General features: G+C 64.6%; 14 protein-coding genes. 5 read left to right on the top strand and 9 right to left on the bottom strand.

All coding sequences use genetic code 11. The features are described 5' to 3' along the window. Positions 1-40: 40 nt before the first annotated feature. Both FEZ63_RS07275 and FEZ63_RS07270 read right to left on the bottom strand, forming a co-directional pair. Positions 41-508, bottom strand: coding sequence for a cyclic nucleotide-binding domain-containing protein (locus tag FEZ63_RS07275; protein ID WP_150942974.1), 468 nt, complete (start codon positions 506-508; stop codon positions 41-43). Between the two features lies 1 nt (position 509). Then, the gene (locus FEZ63_RS07270; RefSeq protein WP_150942973.1) at positions 510-1,196 is read right to left on the bottom strand and encodes a response regulator transcription factor; all 687 of its coding nucleotides are present in this window, start codon (positions 1,194-1,196) and stop codon (positions 510-512) included. 134 nt (positions 1,197-1,330) lie between these two features. Between FEZ63_RS07270 and FEZ63_RS07265 the strand changes: the two genes are divergently transcribed. Beyond that, positions 1,331-1,864: a L,D-transpeptidase family protein gene (locus FEZ63_RS07265; protein WP_150942972.1), complete on the top strand. Its 534-nt coding sequence runs from the start codon at positions 1,331-1,333 to the stop codon at positions 1,862-1,864. A 7-nt stretch (positions 1,865-1,871) separates the two neighbouring features. Here the strand turns inward: FEZ63_RS07265 and FEZ63_RS07260 are convergent, their stop codons facing one another. After that, a complete protein-coding gene (locus FEZ63_RS07260; RefSeq protein WP_150942971.1) occupies positions 1,872-3,395 on the bottom strand; it encodes an ATP-binding cassette domain-containing protein in 1,524 nt (507 codons plus the stop codon). A 589-nt stretch (positions 3,396-3,984) separates the two neighbouring features. On the opposite strand from FEZ63_RS07260, the gene FEZ63_RS07255 reads away from it, so the two are divergent. Next, positions 3,985-4,362 (top strand): hypothetical protein, encoded by a 378-nt coding sequence (locus FEZ63_RS07255; protein ID WP_150942970.1) that lies wholly within the window; start codon positions 3,985-3,987, stop codon positions 4,360-4,362. A 25-nt stretch (positions 4,363-4,387) separates the two neighbouring features. Here FEZ63_RS07255 and FEZ63_RS07250 read toward each other — a convergent pair whose 3' ends face one another. Continuing rightward, positions 4,388-5,065: a YggS family pyridoxal phosphate-dependent enzyme gene (locus FEZ63_RS07250; RefSeq protein ID WP_150942969.1), complete on the bottom strand. Its 678-nt coding sequence runs from the start codon at positions 5,063-5,065 to the stop codon at positions 4,388-4,390. A 175-nt stretch (positions 5,066-5,240) separates the two neighbouring features. Here FEZ63_RS07250 and leuS point away from each other — a divergent pair, with 175 nt between their 5' ends. Genes leuS through holA form a run of 3 tightly spaced genes read left to right on the top strand, consistent with a single transcriptional unit; the run spans position 5,241 to position 9,417 of the window. Continuing rightward, positions 5,241-7,862: a leucine--tRNA ligase gene (gene leuS / locus FEZ63_RS07245; protein WP_150942968.1), complete on the top strand. Its 2,622-nt coding sequence runs from the start codon at positions 5,241-5,243 to the stop codon at positions 7,860-7,862. Next, entirely contained in the window at positions 7,849-8,391 is a 543-nt protein-coding gene (lptE, locus tag FEZ63_RS07240) for an LPS assembly lipoprotein LptE (protein ID WP_150942967.1), read from the top strand. The genes leuS and lptE overlap by 14 nt, the downstream gene beginning before the upstream one ends. Before the next feature lie 6 nt (positions 8,392-8,397). Beyond that, on the top strand, positions 8,398-9,417 hold the full coding sequence (gene holA, locus FEZ63_RS07235; RefSeq protein WP_150942966.1) for a DNA polymerase III subunit delta: 1,020 nt from the start codon (positions 8,398-8,400) through the stop codon (positions 9,415-9,417). Positions 9,418-9,498: 81 nt separating this feature from the next. Here holA and FEZ63_RS07230 read toward each other — a convergent pair whose 3' ends face one another. From FEZ63_RS07230 to mnmE, 5 genes are all read right to left on the bottom strand, one after another. Continuing rightward, positions 9,499-10,377 carry a ParB/RepB/Spo0J family partition protein gene (locus FEZ63_RS07230; RefSeq protein WP_150942965.1) on the bottom strand — a complete coding sequence of 293 codons (879 nt, stop codon included), beginning with the start codon at positions 10,375-10,377 and terminating at the stop codon, positions 9,499-9,501. Between the two features lie 18 nt (positions 10,378-10,395). Beyond that, positions 10,396-11,235, bottom strand: coding sequence for a ParA family protein (locus FEZ63_RS07225; RefSeq protein ID WP_150942964.1), 840 nt, complete (start codon positions 11,233-11,235; stop codon positions 10,396-10,398). Then, positions 11,232-11,852, bottom strand: a complete 621-nt coding sequence (gene rsmG, locus FEZ63_RS07220; protein ID WP_150942963.1) for a 16S rRNA (guanine(527)-N(7))-methyltransferase RsmG — start codon at positions 11,850-11,852, stop codon at positions 11,232-11,234. The genes FEZ63_RS07225 and rsmG overlap by 4 nt, the downstream gene beginning before the upstream one ends. After that, positions 11,849-13,723, bottom strand: a complete 1,875-nt coding sequence (gene mnmG / locus FEZ63_RS07215; protein ID WP_150942962.1) for a tRNA uridine-5-carboxymethylaminomethyl(34) synthesis enzyme MnmG — start codon at positions 13,721-13,723, stop codon at positions 11,849-11,851. Before mnmG ends, rsmG begins: the two co-directional genes overlap by 4 nt. Before the next feature lie 222 nt (positions 13,724-13,945). Then, positions 13,946-15,259, bottom strand: a complete 1,314-nt coding sequence (gene mnmE, locus FEZ63_RS07210; protein WP_150942961.1) for a tRNA uridine-5-carboxymethylaminomethyl(34) synthesis GTPase MnmE — start codon at positions 15,257-15,259, stop codon at positions 13,946-13,948. Positions 15,260-15,337: the final 78 nt, after the last annotated feature.

Here is a 15,337-nt window from a genome sequence, read left to right as displayed (position 1 = left end):
CACCCCTGCCCCTCCCCGCAAGGGGGAAGGAAGAGAGATCCTACTCCTCCCCGTCGATCGCCATCAGCTTCTGCCGCACCCCTTCGAGCCCACGGCTGAGCACCGTCAGTTCCTCGGTCATGGCGGTCTGCATGGCGATGGCGGCTTTGGGGAACTCCTCCAGCACGCGGCGCATGAGGCTCGGCGAGATGCGCATCACGGTCGAGGGTTCGCGCGCGGTGGCGGTGGCCGGGCGCTCGATGCGGGTGAAGAGCGCGGCCCGTCCGATCACCGCGCCGGGAGCGGCAATGAAGGTGGCGGGCGAGCCGTCATCCTGGGCATCGAGCGCCACGGCGCCGCGCGTGACCACGTAGCCTCCATCCGATTTGTCGCCCTTTCGAAACAGCATGTCGCCCGCGCGCAGCTGCCGGCTTTCCGCCGCGAAGGCGACGAGCCTCAGGGCATCCCGGTCGAGCAGGTTGAAGAGCGGCGCGCCGGAGAGGGTCGCGATGTCGTCGTCGAGGGCCATTTCAGGGAATCAGCTTGTAGCCGCCGGGCTCCGTCACAAGGATGCTCGCCTTGGATGGATCGGTCTCGATTTTCTGACGCAGGCGATAGATATGGGTCTCGAGCGTATGCGTCGTGACGTTGGAATTGTAGCCCCACACCTCCGCCAGCAGGGTTTCGCGCCCCACCACATTCTGGCCCGCGCGGTAGAGATAGCGCAGGATCGCGGTTTCCTTTTCGGTCAGCTTGAGCTTGGAGCCCTTCTCGCTGGTGAGCAGCTTCGAGCCCGGCCGGAACGTATAGGGGCCGATCTGGAACACCGCGTCCTCGCTCGCCTCGTATTGGCGCAACTGGGCGCGGATGCGGGCGAGCAGAACCGCGAACTTGAACGGCTTCACCACATAATCGTTGGCGCCGGCCTCGAGGCCCATCACGGTGTCGTTCTCGGAGGCCTGACCGGTCAGCATGATGATCGGGCTGCGAAAGCCGTCGCGGCGCATCTGCTTCACGGCGTCGCGTCCATCCATGTCCGGCAGGCCCACATCCATGATGGCGAGATCGATCCGGTCGCCCTTGATCGCCTGCAATGCACCTGCGGCGGTTTCCGCGGTGGTGATCTGAAATTCTTCGTAAAGTCCGAGCTGTTCGACGAGGGTATCGCGCAGGTCCTGATCGTCGTCCACGACGAGGAGGCGGCTCGCATTCGACATCTCAAACCTTTCAAGAGGATAAACGCACAATCGGCTCGCGATCTTGGCGCTATAGACAGATTTGGCGCTTTGGACAGATAGAGTATTCGTTCCCGGCTTGACAACAAGAGGACGGGGCGACCCTTCCACTGCTCATGATACGATCCTACGTCAACACCATTCGCGTTTATCGATCCGCTCTCGATCATTCGAAAGGCCGGATCGTCGCAGGCCCTCTCGTCATACCCTGCGCACTGGGACGCGGCGGCACCCGCCACGACAAGCGCGAGGGCGACGGTGCATCGCCGATCGGCCGCTTCGGCCTCTTAGGCGCGTTCTACCGGGCCGACAACCTGTCGCGACCGCGCACCGGCTTGGCTCTGCGCCGGATCCGGCGGCAGGACGGCTGGTCCGACGACCCGCGCGACCGGCGCTACAACCGGCTGATCCCGTTGCCATGCGCGACCGGCCACGAAAAGATGTGGCGCGACGACCATCTCTACGACGTGGTGGTCGATATCGGGTGGAACCGCGCGCCCACCGTGCGCGGCCGCGGCAGCGCCATCTTCCTCCACCTGGCACGACCGGGATTCACGCCGACCGAGGGGTGCATGGCTGTCGATAAGCGCATGATCGCCCGATTGCTGGCGCTGATCGGGCCGAGGACGCGGATCGAGATCGTCGGATGACCTGCGATCACGCCCTCTCGCGCATCACCGCCTCGTAGAACACCTCCGGCGCGTCGATTTCCCTCATCTTCGCGCCTTCGACGAGCAGAAACCGGGTGCCGATGGTCGCAACGAAGGTCCGGTCGTGCGACACCACCAGGCAGGTCGCCTTGGCGGCGAGGATCTCGGCCTCCAATTGCTCGCGGCCGGTGATGTCCACATGGTTGGTGGGTTCGTCCATGAGATAGAAATTCGGCTCCGTGAGACGCAGTCCGAGCAGCGCGAGCCGGGCCTTCTCGCCTGGCGACAATCGGGCGATCGGCTGTTTCTGCTTCTCAACGCTGAACCCCGCTCCCGCCAGAAGCGCCCGGCTGCGCTGATCGCCGAGGCGGAAAGCCGATAGGATGAAGTCATGGGCGGTGGCTTTTTCCGGCAGCTGCGACATCTCCTGATCGGTGTAGCCGACGACCACTGATGGGCTCACCTTCACGCTCGGATTCGCATCCGGCGCGCCCATCGCTTCTTGCAGCAGCCGCACGAGCCGCGACTTGCCGACGCCGTTGCGGCCGAGAACGATAACGCGATCGCCCTGTGCCACGATCAGCTTGGGAATGCCGAACAGCTTGTCGCCATCGGGCTTTCGCACCACCACGTTGTCCAGCGACACGAGCACCCGCGCATGGGTGCCGCGATTGGAGAGCTTGATCTCGCCCGATCGCTCCTGATGCGCAGCCTGCAGCCCCTGTTCGAGCGCGTCGGCGCGCCCGCCGAGCTGCTTGGCTTTCTTGAGCAGCAGATCGCTGCCGCTGTTGACGCCGATATTGCGCAACTCGCCCGCATTCTGCCGCAGGCGGCGAAGCTCGCGACGATCCTTTTCCAACCGGTTCGCCTGCGCGTCGTCATGCGCGGCCAAGAGGGCGCGGGCACGACCATACGGATGATGGAACGCGATGCAGGTATCGGGCCGCAGAAAAAGCGTCCGGGTCGTGCAGGCATCGAGAAAATTCCGGTCGTGGCTCGCAATCACGACCGGAATCTGCTGCGCCGTCGTGTTGATCCAGGATTCGAGCTGGTAGAGCTTGGCGAGATCGAGATGATTCGTCGGCTCGTCGAGCAGCAGCGCGTCCGGCTCGGCGATCCACGCGCGGGCGATCAGAGCCAGCCGCTGCCAGCCGCCGCTGAGCGCGCGCAAGGGCAGGCGGCGCATGGCGAGCGGCGTCTCGAATTCGTCCAGCACAATTTCAGCCCGCCATTCCTGCCCGTCGCGTTCCAAAGGAGGAAGCGCCTCCAGGATGGCGTCGCTCAAGGGCATATCGCGCAGGCGCGCAGGCACATCCTGCTCCACGAGGCCTACGCGCATGCCCCGCGGGCGGGTTATCTCGCCGTGGGTCGGCTCGAGCGTTCCGGCGAGGCACTTCAACAAGGTGGTCTTGCCGGCGCCGTTGCCGGCCACGAGACCGAGCCGGTCGCGCTCACCAAGAACGAGATTAAGGTCCTGGAAAAGCGGAGTCTGGGCGAGGAACGTTACATTGCGAAGGCTGATCGAGCCCATCTGTCATCTCATCGGTGCTGCGCGTCGGCCCGGGGAGGGCTCAAATCGCGCGGATACGTGAACGTCTGTCAGACACGCCGGCCGAGGGGGCAGCGGCGCGGTAAGCCGTTCAGAGCTGACCGGGATGAGATTTCGTCGACGCCGAGAAGCGTCAGATCGGTAGCGACCTCAGATCCGTGGCCGGCCCTGCAACAAGCTGCTGCAGGGCGTTCCAGGGGCCGAACATGCGAAGATGGTGACGCTCACACATGCAGCCCTCCTGTGGTTGGTGCCGGATCGACGCAGGACCATAGCGGGGCAAAGCGATCGTTTCAACTCTACCATCGGGGCTCGCAGGCAAGGCCGCGAGCTTCGCGGTGTGAAACGTCACATCAATCGCATTCTGACGATATAATGTATCTCGCATGAACATTAACTCAGGTCTCAAACCATGATCCGTGCGTCCCTCCGTGCCCTCGCGAGTATCGCATTCCTAGGGCTGGCGTCGGCTGTCAGCTCAGCGCAAGATCTTGGCGAATGGCGAGCGCTGACGGCGGAGGAAGAGCGAGCGCGCATCGCGGATACGCCGAGCGCCTCGATTGACCCCTCAATGATCGAGGCCGATTTCGACGGCAATGGGATCAAGGATCGCGCGCAAATCGCTATCCGCAAGTCCGATCAGGCCCGCGGCGTGATCGTGACCACGAAAGGCCGTGTCCACCTTCTGCTGATCCTCAGCGAAGGTGACGAGATCAGGGCCGATCACAGCGATCTGAAAGATAATGGCCTTGGATTCGCCAAGCCCGGTCGTTGGGATACCGTTTGCGGCAATGCCTTTCGTGAGTTTCAAGAAGAGTCCTGCGAGGATTATCCGAAATCCGTCAGGCTGAGGAATCCTGGAATTCTCGTCGTGAGCAATACGTATGCCCTCCTCTACTTTTGGGACCGAAAGAAAGAGAAGTTCGACGTGGTATCGTTGAGAAATTAGGTGGCGTAACCGTCGCCGGTCGCTGTCACGGCTTCATCCGCTCCCCGAAAATCGCGCTCCCGACCCGCACATGGGTGGCGCCGAGTTGGATCGCCGGGTCGTAATCGGCGCTCATGCCCATGGAGAGGGTCTTGAGATCGTGCCTTGCCGCCATGCTGTTGAGCAGGGCGAAATGCGGCGAGGGCGGGTCTTCGGCCGGCGGGATGCACATCAGGCCCTCGATGACGAGGCCATGGCGGGTCCGGCAGAGGTCCAGAAAGGCGTCGAGATCCGCCGGCATGACGCCGCCCTTCTGCGGCTCCTCGCCGGTATTGACCTGGACCAGCAGGCGCGGCGTTTTTCCCTGCCGGGCGATTTCCTTCGCCAGCGCCTCAGCGAGCGAGGGGCGGTCGAGGCTCTCGACGACGTCGAACAGCGCCACCGCGTCCCGCGCCTTGTTGGATTGCAGCGGGCCGATCAGATGCAGTTCCACGTCCGGATAACGCTCGCGCAGCGGCGGCCATTTCTCGGCGGCTTCCTTGACGTAATTTTCGCCGAAGACCCGGTGGCCGGCGGCCAGAACCGCCTCGATATCCGCAGACGGAAAGAGTTTCGAGACCGCAACGAGCGTGATCGAGGCGGGATCGCGGTCATAGTCCGTTGCGGCGCGTGCGATGCCGGCTTCGACCTCTTTCAGGCCCGCGACAGGATCGTGTTCGGTCATGGATTCGTGTGCCTTGCTTCTTGCGACGCCCTCGTGCGCGACGACCTGCGCCGGGAGGCGTTGACCCCGCGGGAGAGCTGTGTCCTAGTCCGCGCAAACCCGGCGGCGCAAGCCGCCTGATGCATTGGCGCATTTTCCCGACGGGAAATGCTTTGAGACGGATGTGTTACGAAAAATGAGGCCCGAGCGCTACAACGCCAAGGAAGCCGAGCTGAAATGGCGCAAGGTCTGGAACGACCACGACCTCTTCAAGACCGAGAACGACGATCCGCGCCCGAAATATTACGTGCTCGAGATGTTTCCCTATCCGTCGGGGCGCATCCATATGGGCCACGTGCGCAACTACACCATGGGCGACGTGGTGGCGCGCTACAAGCGGGCGCGCGGCTTCAACGTTCTGCACCCGATGGGCTGGGATGCCTTCGGCATGCCGGCCGAGAACGCCGCCATGCAGAACAAGGTCCACCCGCGGGAATGGACCTACGCCAATATCGCCAGCATGCGCGCGCAGCTGCAATCCATGGGGCTTGCGATCGACTGGAGCCGTGAGATCGCCACCTGCGATCCGAGCTATTACCGGCACCAGCAGCGCATGTTCCTCGATTTTCTTGGGGCCGGGCTGGTCGACCGCAAGACCGCGAAGGTGAACTGGGATCCGGTCGACCACACGGTGCTGGCGAACGAGCAGGTCATCGACGGCCGCGGCTGGCGCTCCGGCGCCCTCGTCGAACAGCGCGAGCTCACCCAGTGGTTCCTGAAGATCACCGATTACGCGCAGGATCTGCACGACGCGCTGGACGGCCTCGACCGCTGGCCTGACAAAGTGCGCCTGATGCAGCGCAACTGGATCGGCCGCTCCGAAGGGTTGCTGGTTCGGTTTGCCCTCGACGCCACCACCACGCCGCGTGGCGAGGATGAGGTCGAGATTTATACGACCCGGCCCGATACGCTGTTCGGCGCGAAGTTTCTGGCGCTGGCGCCCGACCATCCGCTCGCGAAGGCCGCGGCCGAAACCAATCCGGAGCTTGCCGTCTTCATCGAGACCGCCAAGCGCACCGGCACCGCGCAGGAGGCCATCGACAAGGCCGAAAAACTCGGCTTCGACACCGGCATGCGCGCGGTCCATCCGCTTGATCCGAACTGGACGCTGCCCGTCTATGTGGCGAATTTCGTGCTGATGGAATACGGCACCGGAGCGATTTTCGGTTGCCCGGCGCATGACCAGCGCGACCTCGATTTCGTCAACAAATACGGCCTCGGCAACACGCCGGTGGTGTGCCCGCCGGATGTAGACCCGGCCTCGTTCGTCATCACCGACACCGCCTATGACGGCGACGGCCGCATGATCAATTCTCGCTTCCTCGACGGCATGTCCATCACTGACGCCAAGGAGGAAGTCGCTCGCGTTCTCGAAAGCGAAACCCGCCAGAACCGGCCGGTGGCCGAGCGCAAAGTGAATTTCCGCCTGCGCGACTGGGGCATTTCGCGCCAGCGCTATTGGGGCTGCCCGATCCCGATCATCCATTGCGATGATTGCGGCATCGTTCCGGTACCGAAAGATCAGCTTCCCGTGGTGCTGCCCGAGGATGTGTCGTTCGACGTGCCGGGCAACCCGCTCGATCGTCACCCGACCTGGAAGCATGTGGATTGCCCGCAATGCGGCAAGGCGGCCCGACGCGAAACCGACACCATGGACACCTTCGTGGATTCGTCGTGGTATTTCGCGCGCTTCACCGATCCGACCCTCACCGACCGGCCGACCGATCGCGAGACGGTGGATGCCTGGCTGCCGGTCGATCAATATATCGGCGGCATCGAGCACGCGATCCTGCACCTGCTCTATTCGCGCTTCTTCACCCGCGCCATGTCGAAGACCGGCCATGCCGGCATCGACGAACCCTTCGCCGGACTGTTCACGCAAGGGATGGTGGTGCACGAGACCTACAAGGACGCGAGCGGCGGCTGGGTGCTGCCGAGCGACGTGCGCTTCGAGCAGGATGGCGCGGCGCGCAAGGCCGTCCACATTGCGACCGGCGCGCCGATCGAGATCGGCTCGATCGAGAAGATGTCGAAATCGAAGCGCAACACGGTCGATCCGGATGAGATCATCGGCTCCTACGGCGCCGATACGGCCCGCTGGTTCATGCTCTCCGATTCGCCGCCCGAGCGCGACGTCATCTGGACCGAGGAGGGCGTCCAGGGCGCCGGCCGCTTCGTTCAGCGCGCGTGGCGCCTCGTGTCGGAGATCGCGGATCGCACGGCGGGGGACACCGACGGGCGCTCCGAAGGTCCCATCGGGCTTGCGGTGCGCAAGGCGGCCCACAAAGCTCTTGCGGCTGTGGGCGAGGATGTAGAGCGCCTGCGCTTCAACCGCTGCGTGGCGCATCTCTACGAACTCGCCAACAGCCTGTATGACCTGCTGGCGCAGTCGAAGGGCACTTCAGAACCGGGGCTTGGCAACGCGTTCGGCGAAGCGGGCCGGATCTTCGTGCAGCTTCTCGCCCCCATGATGCCGCATCTGGCGGAGGAGAGCTGGCAGGCGCTGGGGCAACCCGGGCTCGTCGCCGACACCGCCTGGCCCGTTTTCGACCCGGCGCTGCTGGTGGAGGATTCCATCACGCTTCCGGTTCAGGTCAACGGCAAGAAGCGCGCCGACGTCACGGTGGCGCGCGATGCGGATCAGGCGGCGATCGAGGCCGCCGTGCTTGTGCTCGACGCCGTGCAAAGGGCGCTCGAAGGCAAGCCGCCTCGCAAGATCATCGTCGTCCCACAGAGGATCGTGAATGTCGTCGCTTAACCTCACCCACCTTCGCGGGCTGGCGCGCATCGCCATCGTTGCCGGTCTGGCGCTCGGTGTTTCGGCTTGTTTGCGGCCGCTTCACGGCCCGACAGCATCGGGCGCATCGCTCCAGACGGTCATGGCCGCCATCGAGGTGCCGGAGCTGGATTGGGCCGACGCGCAGGCGCGCATCGGCCATTATCTGCGCAGCGAACTGGTCTATGGCCTCAACGGGTCCGGCTCGGACACGACCAAGCAATATGTGCTCAACCTGTCGTTCGAAGAGCGGCTGAGCACGCCAATCGTCGATTCGATCTCGGGCCGCGCGCAATCCGCCACCCTGGTCGGAAAACTGACCTATACCTTGACCAATCGTGACGGCTCCAAGGTCATCACCAGGGGCACCGCCACCGCGGAGGCGACCTACGATCGTTTCAAGCAGCGCTTTGCCACCGTGCGCGCCGCCCGCGATGCGGAAATCCGGCTCGCCAAGGCGCTCGCGGAACAGGTCAAGACACGGCTGGCCGCGACCCTGTCGCAGATGTGAGGCCGCATGGTCGCCGTCAAAGCCGCTGACGTGGAAGGGGTGCTGCGGCGCTCCGATCCGCGGATTGGCGTTTTCCTCGTCTATGGGCCGGATATCGGCCTGGTGAACGAGCGCGCCCGGACCCTGGCCGAGCGTTCGGTCGACGACGCGGCCGATCCGTTTCAACTGATCCGCATCGACGGCGATGACGTTGCGGCCGATCCCGGACGACTTGCCGACGAGGCCGGGACCATGGGTCTCTTCGGCGGCCGGCGTGCGCTCTGGATCCGTGCCACCTCGCGTAATATCGCGCCCGCCGTCGATGCCGTTCTGAAGACCGAGTTACAAGACACGGCGATTGTCATCGAAGGCGGCGATCTTGCCAAATCCTCCCCCTTGCGCACCCTGTGCGAGAAGTCGCCGCGCGCCCTGGCGCTGCCGTGCTACGCCGATACGGGCCGCGATCTCGGCGCCGTGGTCGATGAGGCGATGAAGGCCGGCGGTTTCTCGATCTCACGCGAGGTGCGGGCGGCCATCGTGGCATCCCTCGGCGGCGACCGGCTGGCGACCCGTGGCGAATTGGCGAAGCTGATGCTCTATGCGCACGGCCAGCAGGACATCAGCCTCGATGATGTGGACGCCATCATGAGCGATGTCTCAGGCTTGGCCATGGACGCCGTGGTCGACGCCGCCTTCGCCGGCATGGGAGCGGAGCTAGAGATCGGCTCGAGGCGCCTCGCCGCAGAGGGAATTCACGCATCCGTCGTGCTGGGTGCAGCCCTTCGTCATGCGCTCACGCTGCTTGCGGCCCGCCACGCGGTCGAGGAAGGGCGTTCAATCACGAATGTGATCGAGGGTATGCGCGGCCTGCATTTCAGACGCAAACCTCTCGTCGAGCGCCAGCTTCAACGGTGGAATGCCGCCACCCTGAAGGACGCCGTGGCGTCGATTCAGGACGGCATTCTGCAGACGCGAAGGCTTGCCGCGCTCGGCGATGTGGTGACGGCCAAAACCCTGCTCGATCTCGCGCGTTCGGCGCGACGATAACTGAAGGCCGCAAGAGGTTGTTTCGCGCCGATTACGGTGAGCGAATCCTGCTGCGTCTCCCGGTCACGGAAAACCTCTTTCCTATTGCGGATTGAGCCGCCGGCAGAGACCGTCGAGTTGCTCCAACGTCTTGTAGCGAATGCGCAATTCGCCCCCCTGCCCCTTGTGGGCGATCTCCACATTCAGGCCGAGCACATCCTGCAGGGCCCGTTCCAGCGCCCGGGTGTCGGGGTCCTTGCCGGGCTTGTGCGCCGACTTGGTTTCCAGGTTTCGCGGCATGGTCTGATCGGCCTGCGCAATCTCCTCGACCTGACGCACGCTCATGCCCTGGTCGACGATGCGCCGCGCCACCGCTTGCGGATCGTTGACGGCCAAAAGCGCGCGGCCGTGGCCGGCAGTGATCTGGCGGCTGACCAGCAAGGCTTTCACGGGTTCGGGCAGATCCGATAGCCGCATCATGTTGGCGATGTGGCTGCGACTCTTGCCGATGATTTTCGCGAGATTCTCCTGCGTGTAGGAAAACTCGGCCATCAGGCGCGAATAGCCCTGCGCTTCCTCGATCGGGTTGAGATCGGCGCGCTGAACGTTTTCGAGAATGGCATATTCGAGCGAAGTCTTGTCGTCGATCTCCACCACCACGACCGGCACTTCATGCAAGCCCGCATGTTGCGCCGCGCGCCAGCGGCGCTCGCCGGCGACGATCTCGAAGGCGTCGGACTTGTTGGGCAGCGGACGGACGATGATGGGCTGGATGATGCCGCGATCACGAATCGACTGGGACAATTCCAGCAGCTCGCTTTCCTCGAAAAACTTGCGCGGGTTGCGCGGATTGGGGCGCAGAAACTCGACCGGAACGCGTCGCTGGCCACGCCCGCGCTCGACGACCGACATTTCATCCCCGACCTCGCCGATGAGTGCAGCCAGTCCTCGTCCCAGGCGCGGCTTAACGTCTTCTGCCATTGCGTGTCTTTCGGGTCTTTAAGCGGCGCGAAGCGCGCGCTCTCGTTGAATGATTTCGGAAGCGAGACGAAGATAGGCCTGAGAGCCGGCGCATTTCAGATCGTAGAGCAGAACCGGCTTGCCGTGGGACGGCGCCTCGGACACTCGCACATTGCGCGGAATCATCGTCTCGTAAACCTTGCTGCCCATGAACTGCCGAACGTCCGCGACCACCTGCCCCGAAAGGTTGTTGCGCGGGTCGAACATGGTCAGGACGACACCATGAATCGTCAGGGTGGGATTGAGAGCGGACCGGACCTGTTCGACCGTCTTGAGCAGCTGGCTGAGGCCTTCCAGCGCGAAGAATTCGCATTGGAGGGGGACCAGAACGGCGTCAGCTGCGGTCAAGGCGTTGATGGTCAGAAGATTCAGCGAAGGCGGGCAGTCGATCAGAATATAGGTAAAGGGATCACTTACCTCAGAGGTCATGAGAGCGGAAATCGCCTTCTTGAGCCGCTGCACGCGATCCCGCTCGCCGGAAATCTCCAACTCGACTCCCAGGAGGTCGAGGGTCGACGGCGCGACGAACAGGCGCGGCACCGCGGTGGGCGTAATGGCGCTCTCAAGCGACGCTTCACCGGTCAGAACATGGTAGGTCGAGACCGGGCGATTCTTGCGATCCAACCCTAAGCCGGTCGAGGCGTTGCCTTGCGGGTCAAGGTCGAGAATCAGAACCTTCTCGCCGATGGCGGCGAGCGCCGTTCCCAGATTGATGGCCGTCGTGGTTTTGCCTACGCCGCCTTTCTGGTTGGCAAGCACCAACGTGCGCGGCAGGGCCGGGCGCGCTCCGGCGGGAGATTCGCTGCGTTCGGTGATCATGACATTCTCTCGATGGAGGTTATGCGAAGAATCCGGGCATCAGAATCAGTCTGGCTTGGCAGGATCTCCGCATTGAACTTCCACGATCGCGCCGCTTCGGTCAATTCCGCATCCACGTCCCGTCCCTTGGGGAACAGGCCGGTTGTCCCCGTTTTCAACAGGGGCTCGGTCCATTCGAGGAGCTTGGTTAACGGCGCCAGGGCCCGCGCCGACACCACCTGAGCGCGCCCGACGAATTGCGGAATGACCGCCTCAAGCCGCGCTTCATGGATTTTCGCGTTGGCGCCGGTCAGTCGCGAGACGTGCCGCAGGAACGCGCATTTCCGGGAATTGCTCTCCACCAGATCCACGCTCAATCCCCGCTCCTGCCCCGCGATAGCGATCACCAAGCCGGGAAACCCCGCACCGGAGCCGAGATCGAGCCAGGTTTTTGCCCCCGGCGCTGCAGCGAGAAGCTGCAGTGAATCGACGATATGGCGGGTCCAGATGTCGTCCAGGGTCCCCGGTCCCACAAGATTCTTGATCGCCTGCCAGCGCAGCAACTCCGATTCGAGCAGCTTCAACCGGTCGAGTGTTTCACGTGAAACATCGGCGAGGGACGTCTGCGAAACCGTCATGACGGCTCGACTTTCCTGGTCTGCGGCGCGCTTTCGCGTTTGGCAAATGCCGCCAGCAGCGTGAGGGCAGCCGGGGTGACCCCCTCAATCCGCGCCGCCTGGCCGAGGGTCAGGGGTCGAACCCGGTCGAGCTTGCCCCGGACCTCATTCGAGATGCCCGGCAGGCCCGCGAAGTCGATGGCGCCGAGCTCGATGCTTTCGTCGCGCCGGAACGCCGCGATATCGGCGCGCTGACGGTCGAGATAGACCGCGTAGGTCGCGTCGGTCTGGATACGATCCTTCACGGCCGCCGGAACTTCGGCGAGCATCGGCCAGACGCGCTCGAGGTCGGGCCAGGCAATCGTCGGGTAAGAGAGCAGCTGGTAGGCGCTGCGGCGAACCCCATCCTGATTGATCCCGAGTCCGTGTTTCGCGGCCTCCTTCGGGGTGATCATCAACTCTCGCAGCTCGGCTTCCGCTTCCCTGAGTTTGGTATGCGAAGCGGCGAAATGGCTTCTCCGCGCCGCCCCCACGCACCCGATCTCCACACCCTTCCCGGTCAAACGCTCATCGGCATTGTCGACGCGGAGGCTCAGGCGATACTCGGAACGGGAGGTAAACATCCGGTAGGGCTCGCTGACGCCGCGCGTCACGAGATCGTCGACGAGCACTCCCATGTACGATTCGGCGCGGTCCAGGACGATGCCGGGCTGGTCTCCGGCGAGACGTGCCGCATTGATGCCGGCGAGCAGGCCCTGAGCCGCCGCCTCCTCGTAGCCGGTCGTGCCGTTGATCTGTCCGGCGAGGAAGAGACCCCTGACCGCCTTGGCCTCGAGCGTCGGCGACAGATTACGCGGATCGACGAAATCATACTCGATGGCGTAGCCCGGCTGCATCATGCGGGCCCGCTCGAGACCCGGAATATGCGTCAGGAGTTCAAGCTGCACATCTTCCGGCAGCGAGGTGGAGATGCCGTTCGGATAAACCGTGATGTCGTCGAGGCCTTCCGGTTCGAGGAAGATCTGGTGCCCCTCGCGGTCGCCGAAGCGCACGACCTTATCCTCGATGGAGGGGCAATAGCGCGGGCCGAGGCTCTGGATCTCGCCTGAATACATGGGCGCCCGATGCAGGTTCCGGCGGATGAGATCGTGGCCGGCGCCGGTCGTGCGAGTGATGCCGCATTCGATCTGCGGCACGGTGATCCGCTCGGTCAGGCTGGAAAACGGCACCGGTTCGTCGTCCGCCGCTTGCTTGTCGACGCCAGCCCAATCGATGGTGCGGCCGTCGAGGCGCGGTGGCGTTCCGGTCTTGAGACGCCCGAGGGTGAAGCCGAGCCGCGCGAAAGTCTTCGGCAGGCCGATGGAGGCGGCCTCGCCCATTCGCCCGGCCGGGATCTTTCGTTCGCCGATATGAATCAGGCCGGACAGAAACGTCCCGGTGGTGAGGATCAGCGCGCCGGTGGCGAGCACGCGGCCATCGGCGAGCACCAGGGCGGTCACGCGGCCGTCGGCGCAGACGAAATCCGCCGCCTCGCCTTCGATGATGGTGAGATTTTCGGTGCCGGCGAGTTCGGCCTGCATGGCGCGCGCGTAGAGTTTGCGGTCAGCCTGCGTCCGTGGGCCGCGAACGGCGGGGCCCTTGCGGCGGTTGAGGAGGCGAAACTGGATGCCCGAGGCATCCGCCATCCGGCCCATCACCCCGTCGAGAGCGTCGATCTCGCGAACCAGATGCCCTTTACCGAGGCCGCCAATGGCGGGGTTACAGGACATGACGCCGATCGTGCGGGCCTTGTGCGTGACGAGGGCGGTGCTTGCGCCGAGGCGCGCGGACGCGGCCGCCGCTTCCGCGCCCGCGTGTCCCCCGCCCACCACAATGACGTCGAAACTCTTCATGCCTGACTCTCCGAGAGGTGGAAGTACGCGCTAGGCTCCATCAGGTCAAAGGGCAAAATGTTTCACGTGAAACATCGCCGCCGGGGTGCGGTTTTCCCCTGCCCGTCCACAGGCTATCGACTCCCTGTCGACTCCTTGCGCACAGCCTGTCCACGGCCACGCGGTCACGGCTTCTGCTCGCACAAACCGACATTTCGAAGGAGCAGCCGGGGACACACACGCTCACTTGCCGATGCAAAAGCTGGCAAAGAGCCGGTCCAGAACGTCGTCCACATCGACGCGCCCGGCGACCCGACCGAGGGCTCGCGCGGCTAGGCGCACCTCCTCGGCCGCCAATTCCACTGGTCCCCGGCGTTCCAGCATTTCGATCGCCTTGGTTAAGCAATCCTTAGCGCTCTCCAGGGCGAGCCGATGGCGCTCCCGCGTCACCAACGCGTCGGAACCGCCGCCAAGAAGCTTGCCCGCCTCGATCTGAAGCCGGTCGATCAATTCCGGGATCCCCGCCCCGGTCGCCGCCGAGACGACAAGATCGCAATCGTGCCGGGTCCGATTCAAATCGCTCTTGGTGCCGACCCGCAGGACGAGCCGTCCCGGCGGTGGCTCGATCACGCCGTCCTCCGGCGGTATCAGCCACAGCACGATATCGGCCTGTCGCGCCCGCGCCTCGGCCCGCGCCACGCCCTCGCGCTCGATCACGTCGGTGCTTTCGCGCAGGCCTGCCGTATCGACGATGATCACCGGCAGCCCGCCCAGGTCGCAGCGCACCTCGATGGCGTCGCGCGTGGTTCCGGCAATCGGCGATACGATGGCGACATCGCGCTGGGCCAGCGCATTCAGAAGCGTCGATTTGCCGGCATTCGGCGCCCCCGCCAGCACCACCATCAGGCCCTCGCGAAGCCGCTCGCCGCTGCGGTTGGCCAGCGTCTCGCCGATGGCGGTGGCGAGGATCCGCAAGCGCCGCAGGATCTCCTCCTCCAGCGCCTCCGGCACATCCCCTTCGTCCGAAAAGTCGAGGCTCGCCTCCAGCATGGCCAGCGCCTGAAGCACGTCCTCGCGCCAGCCCTCGGCGGCGTTGCCAAGGCGGCCCTCCAGCTGCAGCAGGGCCTGGCGGCGCTGCGCCTCGGTCTCCGCATCGATCAGATCCGCCAGCCCCTCGACCCGGCTCAGATCCATGCGGCCGTTCAGGAACGCCCGGCGGGTGAATTCCCCGGCTTCCGCCGCCCGGCAATCGGGCAAGTCGCCCAAGGTCCGCAGCACCGCCGCCCGCGAGGCAAGACCGCCATGAACATGAAGCTCCACCTGATCCTCGCCAGTAAAACTCCCCGGGCCCGGCATCCACGCCACCAGGGCCTGGTCCAGCGCGTCGCCGGTTTCGGGATCGCGCAGGGTCCGCAGCGCCAGACGGCGGGCCGACGGCACCGGCCCGGCAATCGTTTCGATGATGAATCGACTTTTCGGGCCGCTGATGCGCACCACGCAAACCGCGGCCCGCCCGAACCCCGACGCAGGAGCAAAAATGGTGTCGTCCGACCGCATGACCCGACCTCGAAAAAATGATCTCTCGTCCGAAAAAGTGAACCCGCTACCGCGATGAGCTTTAAGATGGAGACGATT

Origin of the sequence: Microvirga brassicacearum, from assembly GCF_008757455.1 — a bacterium.
Classification (GTDB): Bacteria; Pseudomonadota; Alphaproteobacteria; order Rhizobiales; family Beijerinckiaceae; genus Microvirga; species Microvirga brassicacearum.
Note: the sequence above shows the minus strand (reverse complement) of the source record. Positions and strands in the feature narration are given on the sequence as shown.